General features: G+C 58.6%; 22 protein-coding genes, 1 tRNA gene and 1 pseudogene. 8 read left to right on the top strand and 16 right to left on the bottom strand.

The window, feature by feature from the left end; translation table 11 throughout:
- Positions 1-386: 386 nt before the first annotated feature.
- Positions 387-1,598, bottom strand: coding sequence for an adenosine deaminase family protein (locus IPP88_18120; GenBank protein MBL0124559.1), 1,212 nt, complete (start codon positions 1,596-1,598; stop codon positions 387-389).
- Positions 1,599-1,966: 368 nt separating this feature from the next.
- The gene (locus IPP88_18115; GenBank protein ID MBL0124558.1) at positions 1,967-2,665 is read right to left on the bottom strand and encodes a UPF0149 family protein; all 699 of its coding nucleotides are present in this window, start codon (positions 2,663-2,665) and stop codon (positions 1,967-1,969) included.
- A 308-nt stretch (positions 2,666-2,973) separates the two neighbouring features.
- Between IPP88_18115 and IPP88_18110 the strand changes: the two genes are divergently transcribed.
- Positions 2,974-3,423, top strand: coding sequence for a hypothetical protein (locus IPP88_18110; protein MBL0124557.1), 450 nt, complete (start codon positions 2,974-2,976; stop codon positions 3,421-3,423).
- A 193-nt stretch (positions 3,424-3,616) separates the two neighbouring features.
- Here IPP88_18110 and IPP88_18105 read toward each other — a convergent pair whose 3' ends face one another.
- The 3 genes from IPP88_18105 to IPP88_18095 are packed head-to-tail and all read right to left on the bottom strand — an operon-like array spanning position 3,617 to position 7,759.
- The gene (locus tag IPP88_18105; protein MBL0124556.1) at positions 3,617-4,777 is read right to left on the bottom strand and encodes an L-lactate dehydrogenase; all 1,161 of its coding nucleotides are present in this window, start codon (positions 4,775-4,777) and stop codon (positions 3,617-3,619) included.
- Between the two features lie 20 nt (positions 4,778-4,797).
- Positions 4,798-6,183, bottom strand: a complete 1,386-nt coding sequence (locus IPP88_18100; GenBank protein MBL0124555.1) for an FAD-binding oxidoreductase — start codon at positions 6,181-6,183, stop codon at positions 4,798-4,800.
- 31 nt (positions 6,184-6,214) lie between these two features.
- On the bottom strand, positions 6,215-7,759 hold the full coding sequence (locus IPP88_18095) for an acetolactate synthase large subunit (protein MBL0124554.1): 1,545 nt from the start codon (positions 7,757-7,759) through the stop codon (positions 6,215-6,217).
- Here IPP88_18095 and IPP88_18090 point away from each other — a divergent pair.
- Entirely contained in the window at positions 7,758-8,039 is a 282-nt protein-coding gene (locus IPP88_18090; GenBank protein ID MBL0124553.1) for a hypothetical protein, read from the top strand. The two genes, IPP88_18095 and IPP88_18090, sit on opposite strands and share 2 nt — an antisense overlap.
- Before the next feature lie 87 nt (positions 8,040-8,126).
- On the opposite strand, the gene IPP88_18085 is transcribed toward IPP88_18090, so the two are convergent.
- The 10 genes and pseudogenes from IPP88_18085 to soxY all read right to left on the bottom strand — a co-directional run bounded on the left by IPP88_18085 (position 8,127) and on the right by soxY (position 15,252).
- Positions 8,127-8,202 (bottom strand) — tRNA-Asn (locus IPP88_18085).
- A gap of 269 nt (positions 8,203-8,471) precedes the next feature.
- A complete protein-coding gene (locus IPP88_18080) occupies positions 8,472-8,978 on the bottom strand; it encodes a hypothetical protein (protein ID MBL0124552.1) in 507 nt (168 codons plus the stop codon).
- Positions 8,975-9,946, bottom strand: coding sequence for an MBL fold metallo-hydrolase (locus tag IPP88_18075; protein ID MBL0124551.1), 972 nt, complete (start codon positions 9,944-9,946; stop codon positions 8,975-8,977). Before IPP88_18075 ends, IPP88_18080 begins: the two co-directional genes overlap by 4 nt.
- The gene (gene soxB, locus IPP88_18070; protein ID MBL0124550.1) at positions 9,943-11,664 is read right to left on the bottom strand and encodes a thiosulfohydrolase SoxB; all 1,722 of its coding nucleotides are present in this window, start codon (positions 11,662-11,664) and stop codon (positions 9,943-9,945) included. Before soxB ends, IPP88_18075 begins: the two co-directional genes overlap by 4 nt.
- Before the next feature lie 14 nt (positions 11,665-11,678).
- Entirely contained in the window at positions 11,679-12,194 is a 516-nt protein-coding gene (locus IPP88_18065; protein MBL0124549.1) for a heme-binding protein, read from the bottom strand.
- Between the two features lie 61 nt (positions 12,195-12,255).
- A complete protein-coding gene (gene soxX / locus IPP88_18060; protein MBL0124548.1) occupies positions 12,256-12,873 on the bottom strand; it encodes a sulfur oxidation c-type cytochrome SoxX in 618 nt (205 codons plus the stop codon).
- A 9-nt stretch (positions 12,874-12,882) separates the two neighbouring features.
- A pseudogene (gene soxA / locus IPP88_18055) lies at positions 12,883-13,723 on the bottom strand (sulfur oxidation c-type cytochrome SoxA).
- An 84-nt stretch (positions 13,724-13,807) separates the two neighbouring features.
- Positions 13,808-14,224 carry a DsrE family protein gene (locus IPP88_18050; protein ID MBL0124547.1) on the bottom strand — a complete coding sequence of 139 codons (417 nt, stop codon included), beginning with the start codon at positions 14,222-14,224 and terminating at the stop codon, positions 13,808-13,810.
- A 39-nt stretch (positions 14,225-14,263) separates the two neighbouring features.
- Entirely contained in the window at positions 14,264-14,575 is a 312-nt protein-coding gene (soxZ, locus tag IPP88_18045) for a thiosulfate oxidation carrier complex protein SoxZ (GenBank protein ID MBL0124546.1), read from the bottom strand.
- A gap of 206 nt (positions 14,576-14,781) precedes the next feature.
- A complete protein-coding gene (soxY, locus tag IPP88_18040) occupies positions 14,782-15,252 on the bottom strand; it encodes a thiosulfate oxidation carrier protein SoxY (GenBank protein MBL0124545.1) in 471 nt (156 codons plus the stop codon).
- A gap of 408 nt (positions 15,253-15,660) precedes the next feature.
- Between soxY and ltaE the strand changes: the two genes are divergently transcribed.
- Positions 15,661-16,713 (top strand): low-specificity L-threonine aldolase, encoded by a 1,053-nt coding sequence (ltaE, locus tag IPP88_18035; GenBank protein ID MBL0124544.1) that lies wholly within the window; start codon positions 15,661-15,663, stop codon positions 16,711-16,713.
- A gap of 158 nt (positions 16,714-16,871) precedes the next feature.
- Here the strand turns inward: ltaE and IPP88_18030 are convergent, their stop codons facing one another.
- Positions 16,872-17,798 carry a LysR family transcriptional regulator gene (locus tag IPP88_18030; protein ID MBL0124543.1) on the bottom strand — a complete coding sequence of 309 codons (927 nt, stop codon included), beginning with the start codon at positions 17,796-17,798 and terminating at the stop codon, positions 16,872-16,874.
- A gap of 172 nt (positions 17,799-17,970) precedes the next feature.
- Between IPP88_18030 and IPP88_18025 the strand changes: the two genes are divergently transcribed.
- The 5 genes from IPP88_18025 (at position 17,971) to rpe (ending at position 24,515) form a co-directional block, all read left to right on the top strand.
- The gene (locus IPP88_18025) at positions 17,971-19,350 is read left to right on the top strand and encodes a ribulose-bisphosphate carboxylase (GenBank protein MBL0124542.1); all 1,380 of its coding nucleotides are present in this window, start codon (positions 17,971-17,973) and stop codon (positions 19,348-19,350) included.
- Between the two features lie 81 nt (positions 19,351-19,431).
- Positions 19,432-20,235, top strand: a complete 804-nt coding sequence (locus IPP88_18020) for a CbbQ/NirQ/NorQ/GpvN family protein (GenBank protein MBL0124541.1) — start codon at positions 19,432-19,434, stop codon at positions 20,233-20,235.
- Positions 20,180-22,537: a nitric oxide reductase activation protein NorD gene (locus IPP88_18015; GenBank protein ID MBL0124540.1), complete on the top strand. Its 2,358-nt coding sequence runs from the start codon at positions 20,180-20,182 to the stop codon at positions 22,535-22,537. The genes IPP88_18020 and IPP88_18015 overlap by 56 nt, the downstream gene beginning before the upstream one ends.
- 494 nt (positions 22,538-23,031) lie before the next feature.
- Positions 23,032-23,808, top strand: coding sequence for an HAD family hydrolase (locus tag IPP88_18010; protein MBL0124539.1), 777 nt, complete (start codon positions 23,032-23,034; stop codon positions 23,806-23,808).
- 20 nt (positions 23,809-23,828) lie between these two features.
- Positions 23,829-24,515: a ribulose-phosphate 3-epimerase gene (gene rpe, locus IPP88_18005; GenBank protein MBL0124538.1), complete on the top strand. Its 687-nt coding sequence runs from the start codon at positions 23,829-23,831 to the stop codon at positions 24,513-24,515.
- The last annotated feature ends 78 nt before the right edge of the window (positions 24,516-24,593 follow it).

Below are 24,593 nucleotides of genomic sequence, written 5' to 3'. Positions count from 1 at the left end.
CTCCTTGTTGTTCGCGCCTTATGTGCAGCGTAGCGCGTGATGAATAGTGGATTAAAGCAATTAAAGCAATTCGTGTGCCGCCGCCTGAATGCGCAAGAATGAAGTCACAAGAAAAAGTACGTTGTTCTTTGTTCTCTTAAGGCGGTAAATCGGCTTCTCCCAAGTGACTGCTTCGACTTGGCGCGACGGGAAGGTCGCAATGAACCGGGGCGCGCGCACCAAAGCGGCCCGTACGTGCACTTTTCGCGCGCTTATGGTGCAGCAGCAGCGAATCGGGGGGCCATCATCGGCCGCCACTATTTCGTGAAATTAATGGTGCCGTGTTGCATATATTCGAGGCGAAAAAATGCACGAACCCTTTCACATGCGACCCGGACTAACGCCCCCTAACTGCTCTCAGTCCTGCCGAGAATCCGATCCGCGTAATCGATCACCTGGCGCACATATTGCCGCTTCTCCAGATAGGTGCCCGGGAAGAAGCTGCGCTTGAAGCCGTAGATGAGCGAATCGCGGACTTCGCGCGTGGTGAGATCGAATGCCTTGACCGCGCGGCCGATTTCATTCGACACCGTCGTGTTCGACACCAGGCGGTTGTCGGTGCAGAACGTTGTCGAGAGCTTTCGTTTGCGCATCTCGGCGAAAGGGTGTTTGGACAGATCCGCAAGCTCCGGGACCGTTTGCTGATTCGAGGTGAGGCACACTTCCAGCGTGATGCGTTTGTCGGCGATGTATTCCACCAGTGACTCGACGTAGGCTTTTTTGTCGGGGATGTGCGCCTGAATCTTGTCTTCGCTGAAAAGCCAGGTGCCATGGCCGATGCGGTCGGCATGCAGATCACCCAGCGCCTGGAAGATGGATTCCGGTCCGTAGTCTTCGCCGGCATGAACGGTCTTGCCGAGGAAGGCCTCATGGGCGATCTGATAGGCGTGCTTGTGGTCGCCTGCGGGGTAGCCTTTTTCCTGACCTGCCAGGTCGATCCCGACCACGAGGCAGCCTTCATCGCGCAGGCGCACGGCGGCGCGTGCCACCTCCACGCTCGCGGTGGAATACAGCTCGAATCGATCGGCCTCGGGCATGGCATCGAAGAAGCGGCCGAAGCCTTGCGACCATGTGCCTTCGAAGTAGCGCATCGCGCAGAGGATCATGCCCGCCATGAACTTCGGTTCCAGACCGTCTTTTACCTCGGGCCTTGCATTGAATTCCTGCGCGGCGCGCCGCAGGCCGCGATCGACCGCCTTCACCACTTCCGTCATGGTGAAACCGTCGCGCACCGAAAGCTGCGGCGCAAACCGTACCTCAACATAGCGCACGCCTTCGGCCTGGTTGTCGAGACAGAATTCGTATGCGATGCGCTCGATGGCTTCGGCGTCGCCCATGACCGCCGTGGTGTATTGGAATCCCTCGAGATACTCAGGCAAGTTGTTGTACGTATCCTTGAACACCAGCTCGCGCAGGCCCTCCACGGTGTACGACGGCAGCTTGATGTTGTGCTGTTTCGCGAGATCAATCAGCGTCGGGATGCGCAGCGATCCATCCAGGTGAACGTGAAGGTCCGTCTTCGGCAGTTTGCGGATGAGTTCGTCGGTGAATGCGGGCATGGTTGATTTTACTTTCTTTGGCGGCGGGTGACTAAAGGAGACTGCGTGTCATGGCGCTACCTTGAGGTTGTCATCCCGGATTAAGTCCGGGGCGAGGCGGGAAGTTCGCAGAACATACTCTGCGCCCGGCGAACGCCGAGCCAATGCAGTACCTTGGAGCAAGCTTCGTAACTTCAACTTGGGCCCCGGACTAAATCCAGGGCGACAGCAACATGAGCCGGAGATCAAAACGCTCGTGGTCGACATTCTCGACAGGCGCGAGAAATATCGTCCACGGGCCCTTTGACTCCCCCATTTGACGCCCGAGCGGTATGGCGTTTCGATTGCTGGCGGTCATTGAGAACCACGGGCTCGGCGCACGGGCGCAACTAATGCAGTTTTTCCGGCCCGGGTTGGGCGGCTTCTAGTGCCAGCCTTGCTTCCATGATCTTGATGCGAATGGGCATGAAGTATTCATGTAGCGTGGCCACGGAATCAGGCAGCTGCGCGACGTACGTTTGTCGTTTTTTGATACCTTTGAGATAGCCGGCGGGCGTTACCCAAAAAGTTGCCTTGGCGAGCTTCACGATAGGCTCCATGGCCCTGCCTTCGGGCTGAGCCAGCAACGCTTCATAGTGGTGTGACCAGAATTTGGTTCCGTCGATGAAAGCTTTTGCCCATTGTTCGCCGGCCAGATATTTCTCGCCACGGTGCTCACCTTCCATCAGCATCGGCTCAAATTTTTCGCCTGCGATTTCAAACCGCTCGATTATTTCATTGCATAGTGAAAATATCATCCTCATGATTCGCGAGAACTGCTTATCGTCTTTCCACGCCGGTTCGTCGTCCGCGGTCGGTCCCCAAACGTGCGGTATCCATAAACTGGGCAAGGTGGATTCCGGCCCGATCAGAATCGCGGTGGCAAAGCCGTGCAAGGCGTCGATCCGCATGGTGTTTGGCCCGACTTGATCCGAATCCAGAAAGGCTTCCAGCTCATCCAGATCCTCTTCGCTGAGCGGCTGTGGCGCGACCAATTCATACTCGGGTGAGGGCTTGGCAGAAGCGCGTTTTGGTTTCTTTTTCGACATTGAGTTTGCGCAGAGGAGTGGATGCGGGTGCGATACCTGTGAGGGTAACGCAATTTGCGGGCAGTTGAAAATATGCGGAATCACGGGCTCGTATTTTCATGGTGTCGCAGTGAAGAGTACGCTAACCGGCGGGCCGTGCAAGCCAAAACCGCCGTGGGGGGGGGCCGGCCGCCTGCCCTGAAACATCGCGCCAGTGCGGGGGTTTGTCTTTGCAGAGAGAGCGTGCAGAGTCGGGCCACGTGCCACAGAGGTCAGACACTCAATGCTATATTGGCCGGCCATTCCAGCAACCACACAGGGAGAAGACCTTGATTAAATTCACGCGTCGATTGGCCACACTTTATTTCGCCGTCACCTGCGCGGCCTTCGCGCAGGGCATGCCTATCAGCACCGACGGCACTGACCCGAAAACGTGGGACCCGAAACTCGATGCAGTAAAGGCTGGCGAAAAGAATCACAAAGTCATCTATGAGGACAAGGAGATTCGCGTGCTGTCCGTCACGGTTGCGCCGGGCGAAGTGGAAATCGCGCATCACCACCAGTGGCCGAGCGTCATCGTCTATGATCGGCCGGTCAAAAGTGAAAATCGCGATGCGAATGGCAAGCTGCTGCCGTCCAAGATGCCGCCCGCGGGCAAACGCGAATTGCCGATGACGTTTCGTGTTCCGCCCGAGGCTGCACATTCGGTGAGCAATCTCGATACGGTTCCGCTGCATCTGATTCGTGTGGAATTCAAGAACGGGTTTCCGAAGGAGTAGTCCGGCGCGCTTCTCTTCGGTCATCGATGAGAGAAACGGACGGTGAGCGGGCCAGCGTAGAAGTTCGACAACGCAATCAAGCGACAACCTTGCGGCACTTCGGCACGCAGATCGCCATCTGGCGCGGCTTTCCTGGCATTTTCGGCCTGCAAGCCGCACCAGTGCTGGTTCCAGACATCGTACGCGGCCGGGATTATGTAGCCTTGTCGATCGCGTCGCGCCGGATGTCGCTTACCTTTGTGACGCCGTTCAGCGCCATCGCGACTTCAAACTCGCGCTGGAATGTGCCAAGCAGATTCGACACTGCCACCTCGCCGCCGGCCGCGAGCGCCCAGGCCCACGGCCTGCCGATCAGGACGCCGCGCGCACCGAGCGCCAACGCCTTGAAGACATCCAGGCCGCTGCGCACGCCGCCATCCATGTACACTTCGAGCCGGTCGCCCACGGCATCGACCACGCCGGGAAGTTTGGCGATCGACGAAGCGACGCTGTCCAACTGCCGCGCGCCATGATTGGAGACAATCACGCCGTCGGCAATACCGACGGCGGCCCTGGCATCATCCGGTTCGAGAATACCTTTGACGAGGATCTTCCCCTTCCAGATCCCGCGCACCCACTCGATGTCTTTCCAGGTCACGGACCGGTCGAAGTTGCTGTCAATCCAGCTCTTGTAGGAACTCAATTCATTGGGATCGTCCACGAATTCGGCGTAGTTGCCGAAACTGTGCGGCTTGCCGCGCACGCCCACGTCGACAATCCAGCGCGGACGCGTTGCCAATTGCCAGCCGCGCGCCACCTTTCCCTTGAGTGTCTTTTCGAACATGCCGTTGCGCGTGTCCCGATGGCGCAGGCCGGGCATGGGCAAATCGACAGTGAAGACTAGCGTCGTGCAGCCTGCCTGCATTGCGCGTTCAAGCAATCCGCGCACGGCCTCGCGGTTCTTGATCATATAGAGTTGAAACCAGAAAGGCTTGCCCGAGGCCGCGCGCACTTCATCGATCGGACAGATTCCAACTGTCGACAGCGTGAACGGGACATTGGCGGCGTTGGCCGCTCTTACCGCCTGCAATTCGCCCCGGCGCGCGAACATTCCGGCCATCCCGATGGGGGCCAGGATCAATGGCATCGCGGCATTCCCGCCCAGCAGCGTCGTTGAGGTATCGATGCCGGACACATCCCGCAGCACGCGCTGCTTGACGTCGATCCCGCGAAAGTCATCGACATTGCGGGCCAGCGTGACTTCATCATTGGCGCCGCCATCGATGTAATCGAACAGGAATCGCGGCAGACGTTTTTCCGCGAGGCGGCGGTAATCGAGCGGGGTTGCCGGCACGACGTTATAAGTGGCTCCCACGATCGACCTTTCGCGCGCGTTCAAAAAACCTTGCCGGGATTCAAGATGCTCTTCGGGTCCAGCGCCGACTTGAGCGTGCGCATGAGCGCCAGTTCCGCCTCGTTGCGGCTGACCGGCAGCCACGGCTTCTTTTCGAGCCCGATGCCATGCTCCGCTGAAACGGAGCCGCGGAATGACTGCAAGCCGCCATAAACCTGTGCCTCAATCTTCGGCTTCAATGTAGCGTGGTCCTGCGCCTTGACCTGCACGATCACATGCAGGTTGCCGTCGCCCATGTGTCCGAAAATCCATAGTTTATGTTCGCCGATCGCCGCACGCAGCGCGGCGCGAAGATTGCCGGCGTAGTTCTCCATTTCGCCAATTGGCAGCGAAACATCGAAGATCACCGGCATGCCGCCATGCATCACTTGCTCGACATCGTCACGCAGCGACCAGAACGCATGGCAATCGGCATCGGATTGCGAGATCGCCGCGTCGACAATGAGTTGCTGTTCCATCGCCGCTTCCAGCGCGGCATTGAATCGTGTGGTGTCATGCCCCCGATCAGAGCCCAGGCTTTCAATCAACGCATAAAACGGATACTCCTGCGATATCGGCGGCCTGCCCTTGGCCGGTGAAGTCGTGACCAACTGATAAAAGGACTGCCACATCACTTCGAAGGCCGACAGCGTACCGCCGAGCGAGCGGTCCATATGCTTGAGGAGGCGCACAAGCGCATCGAAACTTGGCACAGCGACGACGGCGACATTGCTGCTCTGCGGTTTCTCCCGCAAGCGGAGCACCAGCCGCGTGATGACACCGAGTGTTCCCTCTGAACCGATGAACAGATGCTTGAGGTCATAGCCGGCGTTGTTCTTGATCAACTGGTTCATCGACGAGACAATGGTGCCGTCCGCGAGCACCACTTCCAGGCCGAGAACCATGTCGCGCATCATGCCGTAGCGAATCACGCGGTTACCGCCGGCATTGGTGGCCGCGTTGCCGCCGATGGTCGCGGTGCCGCGCGCGCCCAGGTCAAGCGGGAAACTTAAATCATGCTTTTCCGCCTCTTCCTGAAGTACCTGGAGGATGACCCCCGCCTGCACGGTTGCGGTCCGCTGGCGCGGGTTGATATTCTCAATGTTGCGCATTCTTTCCAGCGACAGGATCACCTCGTTCGCTGCGGCATCCGCGCCATGCACGAGGCCGGTCAATCCGCCTTGCGTCACCACGCTTATTCCGTGGTCGTGGCACCAGCGCAGTACGCGTGACACTTCTTCCGTGGTCTTTGGCCGCACCAGCGCTTGCGCCTTGAGGTTGTCGGGGCGCCACGCACCCGCGGACCGCGTCGCCACATCGGGCGCCTCCAGCACACCATCGTTTCCCACCAACGCGCGCAGTTCAGTGATCAAGTTTCCATTGCTCATCCGGCAATCCCTTTCTGTATTGCTGGCGCGCTCAAATCATTGCTTCAATCAGCCGCGGCCCTTTTTGTTTCAGCGCCGACTCGTATTGCGCCGTGAACTCTTCGTTCGTGGTTGCGCGGCTCGCCTCGACGCCCAGGCCGGTGGCAATTTGCACCCAGTTCATTTCGGGGTTATGCAAATCAAGCATCGACAGCGCCTTGGCGCCGACGTTGCTCACACCCACGCGCTGCATTTCGATATTGAGAATGGCGTAGGAGCGGTTGGCGTAGATCACGACAACCACATCGAGTTTTTCGCGGGCCATGGTCCACAGGGCCTGCATGGTGTACGCGGCACCGCCATCGCCATGCGGGCAAATCACCTTGCGATCCGGCGCGGCCAGCGCGGCACCGACCGCCAGCGGCAAGCCCTGCCCGATGGAACCACCCGTCAGCGGCAGGTGCGTGTGCGGGCGGGCGCGACCGAGGTTCATCAACAGCGGCAGTCCGGAGGTAGCGGCTTCCTCCGCGTAGATGACATTTTCAGGCGTCAGGTTGGCGATGATTTGCGCTACGCTCAGCGCGGTCAATGCGCCGGTTGGAAGCGGGGGAATCAGCAGCGGGATGCGTACGGGAGATTTTGCCGGGGCACCCAGGCTATCGGCGAGGTTCTGCAACGCCGTCACGGCGTCTTCGTGCACCTGCGCCAGATAGGTGAATTCGCATCCGTCCGGCGCGCCCCAGCTCGGTTTTCCGGGGTATGCGAAGAACGTCACCGGTGGCTTCGAGCCCACCAGAATGATCTGCTCGATTCCGGTCAGGAAGGCGGTGATCTGTTCGGCAAAATAGGGGATACGCTCCACCGGCACCCGGCCGGCACCAAGTTCCGTATGTGGCGCGAAGGTATCGCAGAACAAGCGCACGCCGGTCTTGGCCTGTACGCGACCGGCCGCCTCGAGTCCAACTCCGAGCAGCGCTTTGCCTCGCAAGAGTATGGCCGATTTCTTGCCATTGGCCAGCAGCTTTGCCACACACTCAATGGCGTCCGTGCTCACAACCGACGGCGCGATATCCGCCAGTGGTTGCGCGGCGCGGTCGGCTTCGTTCCATGCGGCATCGGCGGGAAGAATCAACGTGGCGATGCCACCGGGCGCCGCGCGTGCCGCCTGCACGGCGCGGGCTGCGTCGGCCGCTACCGTTTTGGCGCCCTTCGATTCGCAAATCCACGACGAGACCGGGCGGGCGAATCCGACAATGTCGGAGGTGAGCAAGGCATCGTATTGCAAGTGATAGGTGGCGTGGTCGCCGACGACATTGACGATTGGCGTGGCCGCGCGGCGTGCGTTGTGCAGGTTCGCCAGTCCATTTGCGAGGCCCGGGCCAAGGTGCAGAAGCGTTGCCGCGGGTTTGCCGGCAATGCGGCCGTAGCCGTCCGCCGCACCGGTGACGACACCCTCGAACAGGCAAAGCACCGGGCGAATGCCGCTCACCGAATCCAGCGCGGCAACAAAATGCATTTCCGATGTGCCTGGATTGGCAAAGCAAATATCCACGCCACAATTGACCAGGGTCTGCGCGAGTGACTGTGCACCGTTCATGGTTGTTTCTCCTGAGAATTTGTTTCTGAACTTGCCGCCGTATATTTCTTTGGACTTTATTATTGGCCTTGGACTGGGACCGACGGAACGATCATTGCCAGTTCCAATTCTTGCGTTTGATCCGTACCGCATGCCGGCGCAACAATACTGGATTCTGCAACAATTTTCGGAAGAAGCGGACGATACCAGCTTAATACAACCGTTGTCCGTTTTCGTTGGTCAGCACCGAGGCGCAAAGGCGAAGACGCCCGCCAAACGCGCGCCAATCCCACTGCGCTAAAGGGAAACTCGAGGATTCGTCGAGAAAATGGGTGGAATTCACCCCAAATGAGAACGGCTTAGACATGGTCTAAGCCGTTGTTTTATCTGGCTCCCCGACCTGGGCTCGAACCAGGGACCTGCGGATTAACAGTCCGTCGCTCTACCAGCTGAGCTATCAGGGAATTGTCGTTTATTGATCCAAACGAGACGGCGATTTTAACCGTTTTTGACCGGCGTGGTCAACGCAAAGCTGCCTTTTTCGCAATTCCATGTTGTGCCGGAACGGTGTGTTTTAGTTTTTCACACAAAAAACACCTTTTGTACACGTCTATCCCGTGTTCCCGCCGCCGAACTCGGTCTCGGCGCGCTGCAACAACGCTGCAAATCCGGACATGCGCCGCAGAAGGTCAGGCGGATGCCGCGACATATGCGAGCGCCACATATACCAACTTCAAGGACGAGTAGCCGTTAACTTTGATGTGGCCTCTGCCAACGCGGTATCGAAGTAAGCCCCGTAAAAATCGGGGATCATCGAACCCACCAACGGCTCAGTCAGCATTTCTCCATTCGCGTCGAGGAACATGACGACGGGTGCAATCTTGAATTTGTACCGGCGCGCAAATTCCGCGTGGGTGGTGGTATGCCCATCGAAATCCCGCAGTGTCTCTTTGCCATGCAGTTCGACTTGGCGGATCAAGGGCTTCCGAGCCGCCTGATCCGCACGCAGCAGTGGCAACAAGTGCGAACGCCGCACCACTTCACAATGTGGACATCCCGGCAGGCTGACCAGCAAGATCAAGGGCGCGCCAGTGCTCGCCACCAGTTTCGAATCCGCCAACAGATCGGCTGCCGGCAGCAGCAATGATTCGGCGGCTGATAGCGGTGGACTGGCAAGCAGAACCGCAATCACGATCGACCGCGCGATCAGACGTTGCAACGCGTTATGTCGGGAAATCATTTCTTTGCCAGCGATTCTTTTTCCATCAGCAAGTATGTCCCGTAGGCATTGACACGATTGGCCGCTTCGAATGCCGGCAGCGTGGCATAGCGACTCCAATCGGTGCGGGCATAGGCCTCGTCAAAGGACACAAAATCGTCCACGGCCTTGCCCATCATCTGCCGAAGGTAAATGAGATAGTCCCGCGTCAAAACCAGATCGGCGGCCGGATTGCGCGATGGCTCACCATGACCGGTAATCATGATCTTCGGCTTCAGATCAAGCAACTTGGAAATTGTCTGCAGCCACCGTTTGCTATCGGCTTCGCCGACGAACGGCACACGCCCGGTAAAGAGGATATCGCCGGTGAAAATCACACCGGAGTTGCCGACCACAACGATAGTGTCGTCAGGCGCGTGTGCCGGACCAAGATGGATTAGGTCGAACTGGGTGCCGCCAAGCGCAAAGGATCGATTGCCGTCCAGCCATACATCTGGCGGCACCAATCGCGTCGCATCGTCAACCCATGGGGCGAGATCGGCGCGCCTCTGCGCGAGCCGGGCGGCCCCCTCCCCGCCATCGAGGTATTCGCGTGCGGTTTGATGGGCCCACACTTCCGCACCGGCGTTCTTGAACGCCTGCAAGCCATAGAAATGATCGGCATGGTAGTGCGTGACGATCACTTTGCGGATGGGTTTGTCCGTAACCCTGTGAATGGCGGCGACCATCGCCTCGCCGAGTAACGGCGTCCCAAGCGCGTCAATCACCACCACGCCGTCCCGCGTAATCACAAAACCTGCGTTGGAATTGAAGCCGCGATTGTCTTGCGATGCGGTGCCCGCCTTGCCCTGGAACAGATAAACGTCCGCCGCCACTTTCTGTGGCTTAAGGTCCGGGATCTCGCCTGTCGCGGCAATCAAAATATCTGGTCGTCCGGCAAGTGCCCATAGCATGCAAGACACAAAATACCGGCGGCGCCAGGCGATCATGCGATCCCCGCATTGCCTTTCATGCCGACCAGTTCGGGCAGATTGAGTTTTTTGGGATGGATCGTCTTCTTGTCGCGCAGATACGATGCCATCAGGTCCCAAATCGGCTCGCCGGTCGCGCCTTCCGCCACCGGGGCCCAACCCGCGACTTTGTATTTTTTGTTTGCGTCGATCGGTTTGCCCTTGAGCGTCATGCTGCTGATCCGCCCGCCCATCCTGGCATTGGGATCACAAGTATAGGAAAGGCCGCCGACCCGAACCATATCGCCACCCTGCTGATAGTACGGATCGGGGTTGAACAAATTGTCGGCAACATCTTCGAGAATGGTCTTGACCATCTCGCCGGTGAATTCGTTCAGCGTGCTGTAAGGATAGGTAATCGCCGTCTGGTCCATCAGGTGTTCCATGGTGATGGCCTGCCCCGGCAGCAGTGATGTGCCCCAGCGGAATCCCGGTGAAAACGCCATCTCCGCGCCCTTCATTTCCATCAGGCCATCCAGAATCAATTGATCGAAGGTGCCATTGAAATTGCCGCGACGATAAAGCAGCCCTTCGGTGACTGCGAGTTTCTCGGCGAGCTTCGCTTCGTATGGCGCGCGAATTTTGGAGATCAGCGCATCCATGTTCTTGTCGGCCGGCAAAAGGTTGGCAAAAACCGGCAGCAGGCGATAGCGGAAATCGGCGATCTTGCCGTTCTTCACATCGAAGTCGAGCACACCGAGAAACTTGCTGTTGGAACCGGCATTGGTCACCAGCGTCCGGCCCTTGCTGTTCATGATGGAAACCGGTGCAGGTACGCCATCGTGCGTATGGCCTCCCAGAATCGCGTCGATGCCGGTCACGCGCGATGCCAGTTTCAGATCAACATCCATGCCATTGTGCGAAAGCAGTACCACCACGGCCGCGCCCTTGGCGCGCACTTCGTCGACGACTTTCTGCATCTCCGTTTCCTTGATGCCGAAACTCCATTCGGGCGTGAGGTAACGTGGATTGGCGATCGGCGTGTAGGGAAAGGCCTGGCCGATGATCGCCACCGGCACGCCATTCATTTCCTTGATGACGTACGGCGGAAATACCGGGTCGCCGAAATCGGTGGTCTGCACATTCTGCGCAATGAAATCGACCTTGCCTTTGAAATCTTTTTCGATGATTTCCTTGACGCGTTTGTCACCTAGCGTGAATTCCCAGTGCCCCGTCATCACGTTGACGCCGAGTTCAAGACACGCATCCACCATGTCTTGCCCCTTGGTCCATAGTGCCGTGGCGGAACCCTGCCAGGTATCGCCACCGTCAAGCAGCAAGGCGCCAGGACGCGAGGCCTTCATTTGCTTCACCAGCGTCGAGAGATGCGCAAAGCCGCCAACTTTGCCGTACGTGCGTGCGGCCTTGTCGAAATCCAGGTACGTGAACGCATGGGCCTCGGCGCCACCGGCTTTGATGTTGAAGTGCTTCAACAAATGCTCACCAACCAGATGTGGCGGCTGACCGACTGATCCGGCAATACCGAGATTCACGTTGGGTTCGCGAAAGTAGATCGGCTTCAACTGCGCGTGACAGTCAGTCATGTGCAGCAAATGCACATTACCGAAACGCGGCAAATCGTATAACGAGACTGCCTTTTCCGTCGCCGCGAGTGCTGTCCCGTGATCGAGCGCGAAGCCGCCAGCGCCGGCAACCGCAAGCAAGTGAAGGAATTCGCGACGGCTCAGGTTCGACATGCTTTCCGATCCTTCTAGAACTCGATCTCGTCGGAAATCGCCTTGATACCGGCTTTCGCGCAGGCATCGTCGGCATCGCCACCTGGCGCGCCCGATACCGCAATAGCTCCAAGCAAATTACCACCCGCTTCGATCGGCAACGCGCCGCCCGCCACCATCGCGCGCGGCAATTGCCGGATGCCGCTCATCGGTTTGCCGGGCTGTGTCTCGATGGCCAGTGAGGTCGTCGACTGCTTGAAACTGGCCGCCGTCCATGCCTTGGCGACCGCCACATCGGGCGTATGCGCGCCGGCATAGCGATCGCGCAGCACCACCTGCACGATGCCGGCGCGGTCCACGACGGCCACCGCCGTCTGAAAACCATCCTTGCGGCATTTGCCGAGCGCCGCCTGCGCAGCCTTCAGCGCCGTTTCCGGCGACAGCAGCTTGACCGTGAAGGTCGGCTCTTCGGCGGCGTTCGAAAACGTCGATACGCAAACGAGTGAGCCGAACACAATGGCTGCAATACCTTTAGCGGGATGAGTATTCATGATCGCCTCCAGATGTTTGTCGATGCAAAAAAAGCCCGGACACGCCGGGCCTGATGCGACACTACTTGTTTACGGGTGAACTCGGATCCATCAGCAGCGCGGTGATGTGCTTCATCTGCTCTTCGGTGAGAATGCCGTTGTGTCCAAAGCGCGGCATGTTTGTGCAAGCTGAAAAAGCTTCCGAGTTGTATATTTTTCCGTACGCATACTTCTGCGTCGCCTCGGTGAAGCCGCGCAATTTGCCAAAATTGTAGAGACTCGGCCCCATATTGCCGAAGGATATTTCCGCCTTCGTCAGTTGGTGGCAAGCGTAGCAATTGGCGCCAGAAGGCTTCGCCGGATCGTCACTGAATTGCTTGCCCACGCCCGATTGCGCGATTTTCTCGCCTTCCTTCCAGTCCCCCAGCAACTTGCCGTCCGCGGGATACTTCAGCGTTTTCATGTTGAGCGCTTCGATCTTTGCGGCCATTTCCTTGGTCCGCTTGACGGGATATTGAGAACACAGCCGCTGCGTTTCATCCTGATTCAGGCGTTCCACTTTTGCTTGGCCGCGATCCTTGAAAGAAGCCAGCATGACGGCTTCAGCATGCGACAGCTTCTCCGGCGGAGCCGCAACACAATACTGCGCGGACAATGCGCACACCAGCACCGACAAAGAAGCGAATTTTATATTTTTCATGCCCACCCCTTATCGTTTGATCGCCGGCGCGGCAAGCACACCGCCATTGGCGTTCTTGGCCAAGTAAGTTGTCAGGGCAATGGAGCCCTGGGAGATAAATTCGATGTCCGGAAAGCGCTGCTGCCGGAAGCAGTCGTTCAAGCGCCACTGGAATGACCTTAACTCACCCTGCGAGACCCGATAGGCGGGCCACGACGTATAAGCCCGCTGCGCCGGCTCTGTTTTGGTGAGATTGGGAAGGTCTTGCAAACGAATACGCTGGTTGTCCGCGCCATGGCAGGTCGCGCATCCAAAGTCATGCGGGCCACCACGATGGAAGAACATTGTCTTGCCGATTTCATAGGCTTCCCTTTCCTTCGGGTGGCGGACCGCGACGTTCATCTTCATTCCCCGCGACTCCGATGTGACATATGCCACAAGCGCCTCCATGTCGGATTTTCGTTCCGGGTTGCCGAAAGGATTTTTTTTTGCATCCGCGTATTTGAAGCCTTGCAGCATCACCATGCACGTGACCAGGCGTGATTCCAAATCCTCAACTTTGTCGGTGTCGCCAGAAATACTTCGGCAGTATCGCGTAGGCCCCCTTGACCTTGCCGGCGCCCAGACCTAGATCGCAATGTTCCAGCGACGCGTCTTTCGGTCCGCGCTTCTTTTTCCACAGATCTTCACCACGCGCTTCCCAAAGTTCCGCAGGGTTGCCATCGCCCAGTGCCTGACGATATTTCTCTATTTCCTTGACCGTGGCATCGCTACCACTGCCTTGTGCCAACGAGTTGGACGCGACCAGTGCGCCCGTCAACGTCGCCATGACCATCGCAACTGCGAATGCTGCCCGCTTGATATGTTGCATTGCACTCCTCCTGGAATGTGATGATGCTTGCTATATTTTTGAGAGCCGCATCTCTTGTCGCGCGGCTGGAAAAACTACGATGCACTACGGCTTCAGGTACGCAAAGCCTTCCTTCGCCTGCAAGCGCCCGATTTCCACGACGCCGGATGGCACCAATTTTGTCTGCGGCAGCAGTTTCTTGGGATCGATCTTGTTTGATTTCAGGGTAATTTCGCACACACGGAATTCCACCCCGCGTGCGGCGAGATCCTCGACCGGAATATTGAATGGATTACCGGTTGCATTCACCGCACCATCAAGCAGAAACTGAACACCTTGGGCGTGCGCGACTACAACTATCTTTGTCGTGGGATCAACATCGAGGTGATTCTTGACATTGCGAAGCCCCTTGGTCGCCTGCTCAAAGCCTGCGTCAAAGTGATAAACAATCTTGATGGGTTCGTCCTTGCCGGCTGCATAGGCAAAGGAAATCGATGCGGCGGCCACGAACGCCAGCAACATGCGAGTCATTGTCGAGAACAGGCTCATATCGGACTCCAATCAGGAAATTGTTGCTTCGTCGGTACGCTTATCACCCTTGTTGTCGGTCCAGGTGACAATCACTTTTTCCCCAGCCTTGCCACCGGAGAAACGGAATTCCAGGAACGGATTTTTGGCAACGGCCGTACCCCACTGTGCGGACAGGACCGTCTTGCCGTTATGCGTTGCGGTTACACTTTGGATAAACCAGGCAGGAATGGCCTTGCCGGCGGCATCCTTCCGCTGCCCGGTTTCCATTTCGTGCGCCATCAGAATCTTGACTACTACCTTGTCGCCTTGAACACTGGCGCGAATTTTCATCGGATCTGCCATTTGAATCTCCTAAGTCCTTTTGAGAGTGCGGTTGCAACTTACTATGTTCATGCAGGCATTTGCCCCAAAGGGTGAAGCCGCTTCAACTTGCTGACTTCAGCTTGCAGCCTTCAGCCTGCTGACTTTACCCAGCCATTCGCCCTTCAGGGCGAATGCCGTTCGCCGAGCGCCGGATGCACGCAGGTGCATCCGGCGAAACCCTCGGCTCACCCACCGCAGCCGCCCAGGGTCACCTTAATTTCCTTGGTCGCGTAAAAATACTTTCCGTCGGCCTTGACCAGCGCATGCACATTTGAGGTTTGCCCCATTTTCACGCGCGTGGAAACAAAAGGCTCGGTACCACCAGGAATGTCAAAGGCGGCCGACAGGGAATTCGGATTCTTCTCGACCAGGATGGAGATGGATTCAGTCTTGCCCAGTTTGCTGGAGACCGATACCGGCACCACCGCGCCGTTTTCGGCGATATCGGGAGACGTGATGACGATGTCCTTGCTTTCTGTCGCACCTGATCCGCCAAGAGCTTTTACCGTGTCCTGCAGGTTTTTGGTGTCGAACGCGGCCTTGTTCCAATCGGCAGCATGCAATTGGCCGGATTTGAAAACACCCGCGGACGCGGCCAGCGCCATGACGGTTGCGCTGCCGGATGCCCGGAGCAGGTTTCTGCGTGTTTCATTCATCATTTTCTCCTCAAATTCATTTTATGCGGCACCATCCTGATGTGCCAACCGCGACAAGGTTAGGGGCAATCGACAATAACAGACAATCAGCTTTTTTTATACATACAATAGGTAAGTACTTATGCTACTTGGTGAAGGTTGCGACAAACGCATGCATCCGCTCGCAACGGCTTTGCGCCGCTTAGACGCAGTCCCCGAGCGTGACACACAGACTGGCTCCAAATCGCACTTTACCGGATTTTCTGGAAAGCCGGCATTTTTGCGCAGGCAACATTTGCGCAACGTCGCGACGGTTGAAGTAGTCTTTCGTCTGGCGGACGTATCAGCCGAAAACTGGCGTTACGTTTCGAAAAAGTTTGCGCATCACCGCATCGCAATACACTTTCATGGGCACCAGATATGAGAAAAATACTCGATTTCCGCAGCGATACCGTCACCCGCCCGTCTACCGCGATGCGCGAGGCCATGCGCGCCGCGCCTGTCGGCGACGACGTTTATGGCGAGGACCCCACCGTCAATGCGCTTCAGGAGCGGGCCGCGGCGATGCTGGGCTTCGAGGCGGCGCTATACGGGGCATCCGGGACGCAGACCAATCTGCTCGCGCTGATGTCCCATTGCCAACGTGGCGACGAGGTCATCGTCGGCGAGATGGCGCACACCTATCGCTGGGAAGCTGGCGGTATGGCGGTGCTGGGTTCGATACAGCCACAACCGTTGCCGCAGCGCGCCGATGGCACGATGGACCTCGCGGCCATTGAAGAGGCGATCAAGCCAGATGACGCGCATTTCGCCATCAGCCGCCTGATTGCGCTGGAAAACACCTGGGGCGGCAAAGTATTGCCAGCCGACTACGCGCCAAAGGTAAAACAGCTGGCGAATCGCCGCGGACTGAACACCCATCTAGATGGTGCCCGGTTGTTCAATGCGGCCGTGTTTAGCGCCGCACCCTCCGGCCACAATCCGGCGAGTGCAATCGATGCGGCGCGCGGCATCTGTGCCTCGTTCGATTCGGTCTCGGTATGTTTGTCCAAGGGCTTGGGTGCGCCAGTCGGCTCGCTGTTGCTGGGCAGCAAGCAACTGATCGGCAAGGCGCACCGGCTGCGCAAGATGATTGGTGGCGGCATGCGCCAGGCGGGCATCATCGCAGCAGCGGGCGCGTTTGCGCTGGAACACAATATCGCCCGGCTCGCGGAGGATCACACCAACGCGGCGCTGCTCGCAAGCGGATTGATGGAGGTCTCGCGAGGGCAGCTCAACGTCGACACGCCACAAACCAATATCCTGTGGGCGGGGTGCGCAGGCAAAATCGGCGAAGCCCTTGCGGCGCATTTGAGGGCAAATGACATCCTCGTTTCCGGCACCTACGGTAAACAACGCTGGGTGACGCATCTGGACATTTCAACTGAAGACATCGAGCGCACCGTCGCGGTGGTAGCCGACTTCTTCAAGAAACAGGGCTAAGTCGAGCACCGGCGCGCCTCCGCAGCTTCTTTGGGCTTGTGATACCCGCCAATGCTTGTGTTTTGCGTTGCGACGGGCAATCAATCCGCTTTGGATCCTTCACCAGAACCATGCGCCGTCGCGGCAACCTTTTGCTGTCAATGAGGCAAGTTCGTTTGTTACCGTGTTGAAACTCCCGTGGTCTGCTCAATCAGTTTGGCACCCTTCTCGATCAGAAACTCACGAAATCTCTCCGCCAGTGGCGAGAGTATTTTCCCTTTGCGCTGGATGACATACCATTCGCGGACGACCGGTGTGCCGATCACATCAAGACGCACCAGTTTTCCGGCAGCCAGTTCGAGACCAACGGTGTGGAGCGACAGATAGCTGAGACCAAGTCCGGCCATCACGCCCTGCTTGATGGTCTCGTTGCTGGCCAGTTCCATGCTGCTCGCGAGTTTGACGCCGCGCTCCGCGAACACCCTTTCCATCGACGTCCGCGTTCCCGACCCGGGCTCGCGTATCAGGAAATTTTCACCCGCAAGAAGTTTCAGATTAATGCGCTTTTTCTTTGCCATCGGATGGTCCGGCGGCGCGATGATGCCGTGCGGATGCTTGGCGAACACCGACGCGACCGCATCAAGGCCAGGCGGTGGCCGCCCCATAATGGCGAGATCGACGCGATTTTCCATTAATTGCTGAATCACCTGTTCGCGGTTGTTTACCAACAATTTGACCGTGACGTCAGCGTGCGACTTGGAGAACGTGGAAAGTACTTGTGGCGCAAAATACTTGGCGGTACTCACGACGGTCAGTTCGAGGTGGCCGCCGGTCGCGCCACGCAATGACGCAAGCGAATCCTCGCAATCCTTGACCTGGCTCAGCATCTCAAGCGCCAGCCGCCGCACCTGCTCGCCCGCCTGGGTCAGGAAAGTTTTCTTGCCGATCTGTTCAAACAGCGCCATGCCGGCGTGATCTTCAAGTTGTTTGATCTGCATCGAAATGGCGGGTTGCGAAAGGTGCAATTCTTCGGCGGCGCGCGTGAAATTCAGCAGGCGGGCAACCGACTCGAATGTCTTCAACTGACGGAATGTCGCATTCTTCATGGCATTGCCTTGCGCATAAGTATTTGCTTATTGTACACATAATAAAATGTGACTGTCTCTTATCGTGAAGTGTCCCTAAACTTCATCGCAACATCAACTTGGTGTCGCGAAAAAGCAGTTTGGCATTCGCGGGCATGCACGGCAGCAGAGACTTTCATCAAAGGAGCAGATCATGGATCAATCGAACCGTTACGCCGACCTTAGCCTCAAGGAAGAAGACTTGATCAAGGGAGGCGGGCATATCCTCGTCGCCTACAAGATGAAGCCGAAGGCCGGCCACGGCTACCTCGAAGCAGCGGCACACTTTGCCGCTGAGTCTTCCACCGGCACGAACGTCGAGGTGAGCACCACCGATGAGTTCACCAAGGGTGTCGATGCGCTGGTGTACCTGATCGACGAAGCGACCGAAGAAATGCGCATCGCTTATCCCATCGATCTGTTCGACCGCAACATCACCGACGGCCGAATGATGATCGTCTCGTTCCTGACGCTGGTGATCGGCAACAACCAGGGCATGGGAGACATCGAACATGCGAAAATCTACGATTTCTGGATGCCGCCACGCGCCATTCAATTGTTTGACGGCCCGGCCAAGGACATCAGCGACATGTGGCGCGTCCTGGGCCGGCCGGTACACAACGGCGGCTATATCGCCGGCACCATCATCAAGCCGAAGCTTGGTCTGCGTCCGGAGCCCTTCGCCAAGGCCGCCTACCAGTTCTGGCTCGGAGGTGATTTCATCAAGAACGACGAGCCACAGGGAAACCAGGTCTTCGCGCCGATGAAGAAGACCATCCCGCTGGTCTACGACGCGATGAAGCGCGCCATGGACGAGACCGGCGAGGCCAAGATTTTCTCGGCCAACATCACCGCCGACGATCATTACGAAATGCTCGCCCGTGGCGAATACATCCTTCAAACTTTCGGCCCGGATGCCGACAAGGTGGCCTTTCTGGTGGATGGTTATGTGGGCGGCCCGGGCATGATCACCACTGCGCGGCGTTGCTTTCCAAACCAGTACCTGCATTACCACCGCGCGGGCCACGGCGCCGTCACCTCGCCGAGCGCCAAACGTGGATATACCGCCTACGTCCTGGCCAAGATGAGCCGGCTGCAAGGGGCGTCCGGCATCCACGTCGGCACCATGGGCTACGGCAAGATGGAAGGCGAGAAGGACGACCGCGCCATCGCCTATATCATTGAGCGCGACAGCTATACGGGTCCGGCCTATCACCAGGAGTGGTTTGGCATGAAGCCCACCACGCCAATCATTTCCGGCGGCATGAATGCGTTGCGACTGCCAGGCTTCTTCGAAAACCTGGGTCACGGCAACGTCATCAACACGGCGGGCGGCGGCTCCTACGGTCACATCGATTCCCCCGCCGACGGCGCCAAGAGCCTCCGCCAGGCCTACGAGTGCTGGAAGGCCAAGGCCGATCCGATCGAATGGGCCAAGGAGCACCCGGAATTCGCCCGCGCCTTCGTCTCCTTCCCCAAAGACGCCGACACTCTCTACCCCGGCTGGCGCGACAAGTTGGGCGTGCATAAATAGTCCGGCTGCACGGACACAACCCCGCCTGCGGGTGGGGCTTTTTCCGCCCCGCTACCAGATTTTTCCTGATCGGATATGGCCATGACTGACCGAGAACAGTACCTCGTCCAAGCCGCGCCTTTCTACCAGCCCCAAGGCGATGAAGTCGTGCTCTACGAGGCGGCCTATGCGGCGCGCCTGCCCGTGATGTTGAAGGGCCCCACCGGTTGCGGCAAGTCGCGCTTCGTTGAATACATGGCGTGGAAGCTCGGCCGGCCGCTGATCACCGTCGCCTGCAATGAGGATATGACGGCTTCCGATCTGGTCGGGCGCTACCTGCTGGATGCCGGCGGCACGCGCTGGCTCGATGGGCCGCTGACTACCGCCGCGCGCATCGGCGCGATCTGCTATCTGGACGAGGTGGTCGAGGCACGTCAGGACACCACGGTGGTCATTCACCCACTCGCGGACCATCGCCGGATGCTACCGCTTGACAAGAAGGGCGAACTGGTAATGGCCCACGCCGACTTCCAGCTGGTGATTTCATACAATCCCGGCTACCAGAGCCTGATGAAGGATCTCAAGCAATCCACCAAACAGCGCTTCGCCGCCTTCGATTTCGGTTATCCGGAAGCCGATCTGGAAATGCGGATCATCGCCACCGAGACAGGGCTTGACGAAGGCATCGCAGCCAAGCTTGTCAAGATCGGTGCCGCCGCCCGCAATCTGAAAGGTCACGGGCTCGACGAAGGTGCCTCGACACGTCTGCTGATCCATGCCGCCATGCTGATCAACCAGGGCGTCGCGCCACGCAGCGCCTGCCGCATGGCCATCATCCGACCCATCACGGATGACGCCGACATTCGCGAGACCCTCGATCACGCCATCGACGCCGTCTTCGCCTGAGAGGAACGCCCTCGTGACTGCGGCCAGGAACGACGCAGCGAGCCGTTTCCAGCACCCTCAGACCTGCGCCTACTGGTCGCAGCTGGACTGCGGCTTTGCCCAGGTGGCCAACGTGTTCGAGGAGTGCCTTTATGAGGCGTTGGCCACGTTGTCGCGCCAGGGAGTCGAGGCCTATGTGGACAGCGCGCGCACCCTTGGCAAGCTCGGCCGCGGCGTCGAACCGATCCTCGCCTTTCTGGAAGCCTGGCCTGCGGCGGCAGTTGCGGTCGGCGAGGAAGCGTTGCCGGCCGCCATGCACCTCGTACAAGCGATCCAGAAATCGCCCAACGGCAAGGCCATCGCGCCATTCATGCAGACGCTGGCGCCGGTTGCCCGTCGCCTGCCTTCACCGGATCAATTCGACCATTACCTCGACATTGCGCGTGACCTGATGGTGCGTACCACCGGCTCCATCCACGGCCATCACCAGACCTTTCCGAGCCCCGGCCTGCCGGACTTCTTCGCGCAAGCGCCGTTTCTGCTGGGCCAGCTTGCCATCGCCGGCCTGAAGAACTGGGTCGAATACGGCATCCGCAATTACCTTCGCCACCCCCAGCGGCAACAAGAGTACTTCAGCCTCAAGTTGGCGGACAGCCGTGCCGTGCTGCAACGTGAGCGCCACGGCACCTTGTTTGTCGATGCGGAACGCCGGCTGGATTTATACATGTGGGCCTTGTGGCGCGACCACGAGCAACTAGTGCCCTACTCCACGGCCTTCGACGATATCCGCAAGCCGGTCCCTTACTGTGACAAGCTGGGATTGCGGGTGCCGGACGTCTACGACGATGCCCACGGCCCACTTGGTACAGTGAGCGGCCTCGACCGCTACCGGGCGACGCTCGCGCACATGGTGGGTCACCGGCGCTGGACGAAACCCGTGATCGCCGACAACTACAGCCCCTTCCAGCGGTTGGCCATAGAGACTTTTGAGGATTGCCGCGTCGATAACCTGCTCGGGCTTGAGTATCCGGGGCTAACGCGCATTTTGCTGGCGCTGCATCCGCAACCCAAGGAAGATGCCTGCAACCCGGAAACGCAATCATGTCTTCGCCATCGGCTGGCAATGCTGTCGCGCGCGCTGCTGGACCCGCAGCATGGTTATCGCGACCCGGACCTACGGGAGTTTGTCGATCGATTTCACGTCGCACTCGCCAATCGCGAAGCGACGACCCGCTGCTTCGCCGATCTGGCGATCGATTACGTTGCGCGCACCCGCCGCCAAAGCGACCAGTACGCCAACATCCACTTCGACGATTCCGTTGTCGATTATCGCGACGACAACCGGCAGATGTGGTCCTTCATCGAGGAGGGAGACGAAGAAGAATCCTTCGACCACGCGCGCAGGCACAAAACGCAGGAGGCCGATCGTCTTCCGCCGCGCCATTATCCGGAATGGGATTACACCAGCCAGACCTACCGGCCTGACTGGGTCAGCGTCTACGAATCGCTGCACCCCAAGGGCAACGCTGCCGATATCGACCGGCTGCTGCTGAAGCACGAGGCATTGGCCAAGCGCCTGAAGCGGTTGCTGGACCTGCTCAAGCCGCAGGACAAGGTTCGCATTCGCTACCAGGAAGAAGGCAGCGAGCTGGACCTGGACGTGGCCCTGCGTTCGCTCATCGACTTCAGGAGCGGCGCCACGCCGGACCCGCGCATCAACATGAGCCACCAGACGGCCGGTCGTGACGTGGCCGTGCTGCTCCTGCTTGACCTCTCGGAATCGCTGGGCGCCAAAGCGGCGGGATCGGATCAGACGATTCTTGAACTGAGCCAGGAAGCAGTGTCATTGCTTGCCTGGGCCATCGACCGACTGGGCGACCCTTTCGCAATCGGTGGCTTCCACTCCAACACCCGGCACGATGTGCGCTACTACCACATCAAGGGCTTTTCCGAAGGCTGGAGCGACGACGTCAAGGCGCGCCTGGCGGCGATGAATGCCAGCTTCTCCACCCGCATGGGTGCCGCCATGCGACACGCCGCGCACACGCTCGGGGCGCGCCGGGCAGACAAAAAACTGATGCTGGTTCTCACCGACGGTGAGCCGTCGGACGTGGACGCGCCGGACGGCCGACTTTTGATCGAGGACGCCCGCCAGGCGGTCAGAGAACTTGGTCGGGACGGCATTTTTGCCTATTGCATCAGCCTCGACCCCAAGGCCGACGAGTATGTGGCCGATATTTTTGGGCACCATTTCAGCGTGATCGACAATATCCAGCGCCTGCCGGAGAAGTTGCCAGAGCTATTCATGGCGCTGACGAAATAAAGGAATGTTGCGCCAGCGCAAATCGCTGGAGGAATGGCCTCGATAGACTGGGATTTCGTATGGCGACGGATGAAAGATGGTTTCGCGCGCTTGCTTCTTGTTCACCATGAGTTTGATAGCACAGGCGATTGACAGCGTGACCAGAACAAGCAACCGAGATGGCAATGTCACAGGTGTCCGGACTGTGAAACAGACGAAATGCATGCCGAACAACGGGAAACGGCGCTTGTGCCGACTTGCTTGCGCGGTGGGCCTGAGGTTGCCGGGACTGACTGGTTTACGTCTTGGATGCAAAGCGCTAAAGCATAAACAATGCTTATCGTACATATAAAAAACTGTGACTATTACTTATTGTCAAACATTTCTACACTACGCTGAATGTGATCCAAATGGGGCCAACATGAACCACCGACTTACGCAGATTCTCAAGAAGCAGTCTTGCGGCATGCAGTCCCGCCACATTTCTTCACGCGCGGAAAAGAGCGAGGCCTGACATGCTGCGTGCGCTCATATTCGACGTCGACGGCACTCTTGCCGACACCGAGGAACTGCACCGTCAGGCTTTCAACGCCGCCTTCATGGAAATGGCGCTCGATTGGGATTGGGGTCGCGAGCAGTACAAGAAACTGCTGGAAGTTTCGGGAGGCAAGGAGCGCATCGGACATTACATCGAGTCACTGCAAGTCTCGCCGGTGCAACGGCGTGCGCTTCGCGAATGCATTCCGATGGTTCATCGCACCAAGACGCGTATTTACAAGGAGCTGGTCGATAGCGGCGGCCTTTCTTTCCGCCCCGGAGTGAAGCGATTGCTGACGGAGGCACGTGACGCCGGACTGAAACTTGGCATCGCCACCACCACCACACTGGACAATGTCCACGCGCTGCTCGAGTCTGCGCTTGGCACGCGCGGCGCCAAATGGTTCGATGCTGTCGGCGCGGGCGACCTCGTTGAACACAAAAAGCCCGCACCGGACATTTACAACCTGGTACTCAGTACATTGCGGGTGCCGCGCGAGGAATGCGTGGCGTTCGAGGATTCGGTCAACGGATTGCACGCCGCGAAGGCAGCGGGCCTGTTTACGATTGTCACCCCCTCGCAGTGGAACCATGATCACGATTTCACCGGCGCGGACCTCGTACTGCCCAGCCTTGACGACAAGACACATCAACACGATACGGCAAGTGTCACGCCGATTGGCGGCACCGCGCTCGGGCTGAAGCAAATTGAAACGTTGCTCTTGAATACACAATCGGCGCACGCACGCGCATAGACCGCGATGGGAACCGCAACATGAATATTCGACTTGCACCCAGCATCCTGTCTGCAGACTTTTCGCGACTCGGTGAAGAAGTGCGCGCCATCGAGGCCGCTGGCGCCGACCTCGTACACTTCGATGTGATGGACAACCATTTTGTCCCCAACCTGACCATTGGCCCGCTGGTATGCGAGGCGATAAGGCCCCACGTAAAGATCGGCATTGACGTTCACCTGATGGTCGAGCCGGTTGACGCCCTTGTGCCCATGTTTGCCAAGGCGGGCGCGAACATCATCACCTTCCACCCGGAAGCAAGCCACCACATCGATCGCACGCTGGGACTCATCCGGGAAAACGGTTGCAAGGCAGGCTTGGTATTCAACCCCGCCACCCCGCTCGACTATCTCAAGCACGTGATGGACAAGCTCGACATCGTCTTGCTGATGAGCGTGAATCCCGGTTTTGGCGGCCAGAAGTTTATCCCCTCGACGCTACCGAAACTGACTGCGGCACGCGCGCTCATCGATGCGCACAAGGCTTCCGGCGGACAAGAGATCTGGCTCGAAGTGGATGGCGGAGTCAAAGCGGACAACATTGCGGCAATCGCCGCCGCCGGGGCAGACACGTTTGTTGCCGGCAGCGCGGTATTCGCCGCACCTGATGCCGACGGCGGCTATCGCGGGATTATACGGACGCTGCGCACCGCGGCCGCCGCCCGATGAAAGCAGAATCGAACACACGATCAAGCGCGCCATCGATCAAACCAACCCGCGCACCCATCTCCCGGAGAATGCAATGAC

The sequence above is a fragment of the Betaproteobacteria bacterium genome (assembly GCA_016720925.1).
In the GTDB taxonomy this organism is placed as follows: domain Bacteria; phylum Pseudomonadota; class Gammaproteobacteria; order Burkholderiales; family Usitatibacteraceae; genus UKL13-2.
The sequence above is the reverse complement of the archived record's forward strand: the minus strand, read 5'-3'. Positions and strand labels throughout refer to the sequence as shown.

Excerpts from the sequence above, each read along its gene's own strand:
- soxY (MBL0124545.1), bottom strand. The coding sequence starts at position 15,252 with ATGAATGAAACACGCAGAAACCTGCTCCGGGCATCCGGCAGCGCAACC.
- IPP88_18065 (MBL0124549.1), bottom strand. The coding sequence starts at position 12,194 with ATGAATACTCATCCCGCTAAAGGTATTGCAGCCATTGTGTTCGGCTCA.
- soxB (MBL0124550.1), bottom strand. The coding sequence starts at position 11,664 with ATGTCGAACCTGAGCCGTCGCGAATTCCTTCACTTGCTTGCGGTTGCC.
- IPP88_18050 (MBL0124547.1), bottom strand. The coding sequence starts at position 14,224 with ATGTTGCTGGCGTTCGTGGCCGCCGCATCGATTTCCTTTGCCTATGCA.
- IPP88_18020 (MBL0124541.1), top strand. The coding sequence starts at position 19,432 with ATGACTGACCGAGAACAGTACCTCGTCCAAGCCGCGCCTTTCTACCAG.
- IPP88_18015 (MBL0124540.1), top strand. The coding sequence starts at position 20,180 with ATGACGCCGACATTCGCGAGACCCTCGATCACGCCATCGACGCCGTCT.
- IPP88_18010 (MBL0124539.1), top strand. The coding sequence starts at position 23,032 with ATGCTGCGTGCGCTCATATTCGACGTCGACGGCACTCTTGCCGACACC.
- IPP88_18095 (MBL0124554.1), bottom strand. The coding sequence starts at position 7,759 with ATGAACGGTGCACAGTCACTCGCGCAGACCCTGGTCAATTGTGGCGTG.
- rpe (MBL0124538.1), top strand. The coding sequence starts at position 23,829 with ATGAATATTCGACTTGCACCCAGCATCCTGTCTGCAGACTTTTCGCGA.
- IPP88_18115 (MBL0124558.1), bottom strand. The coding sequence starts at position 2,665 with ATGTCGAAAAAGAAACCAAAACGCGCTTCTGCCAAGCCCTCACCCGAG.
- IPP88_18120 (MBL0124559.1), bottom strand. The coding sequence starts at position 1,598 with ATGCCCGCATTCACCGACGAACTCATCCGCAAACTGCCGAAGACGGAC.
- IPP88_18080 (MBL0124552.1), bottom strand. The coding sequence starts at position 8,978 with ATGATTTCCCGACATAACGCGTTGCAACGTCTGATCGCGCGGTCGATC.
- soxX (MBL0124548.1), bottom strand. The coding sequence starts at position 12,873 with ATGAAAAATATAAAATTCGCTTCTTTGTCGGTGCTGGTGTGCGCATTG.
- IPP88_18100 (MBL0124555.1), bottom strand. The coding sequence starts at position 6,183 with ATGAGCAATGGAAACTTGATCACTGAACTGCGCGCGTTGGTGGGAAAC.
- IPP88_18030 (MBL0124543.1), bottom strand. The coding sequence starts at position 17,798 with ATGAAGAATGCGACATTCCGTCAGTTGAAGACATTCGAGTCGGTTGCC.
- IPP88_18075 (MBL0124551.1), bottom strand. The coding sequence starts at position 9,946 with ATGATCGCCTGGCGCCGCCGGTATTTTGTGTCTTGCATGCTATGGGCA.
- soxZ (MBL0124546.1), bottom strand. The coding sequence starts at position 14,575 with ATGGCAGATCCGATGAAAATTCGCGCCAGTGTTCAAGGCGACAAGGTA.
- IPP88_18025 (MBL0124542.1), top strand. The coding sequence starts at position 17,971 with ATGGATCAATCGAACCGTTACGCCGACCTTAGCCTCAAGGAAGAAGAC.
- IPP88_18090 (MBL0124553.1), top strand. The coding sequence starts at position 7,758 with ATGGTTGTTTCTCCTGAGAATTTGTTTCTGAACTTGCCGCCGTATATT.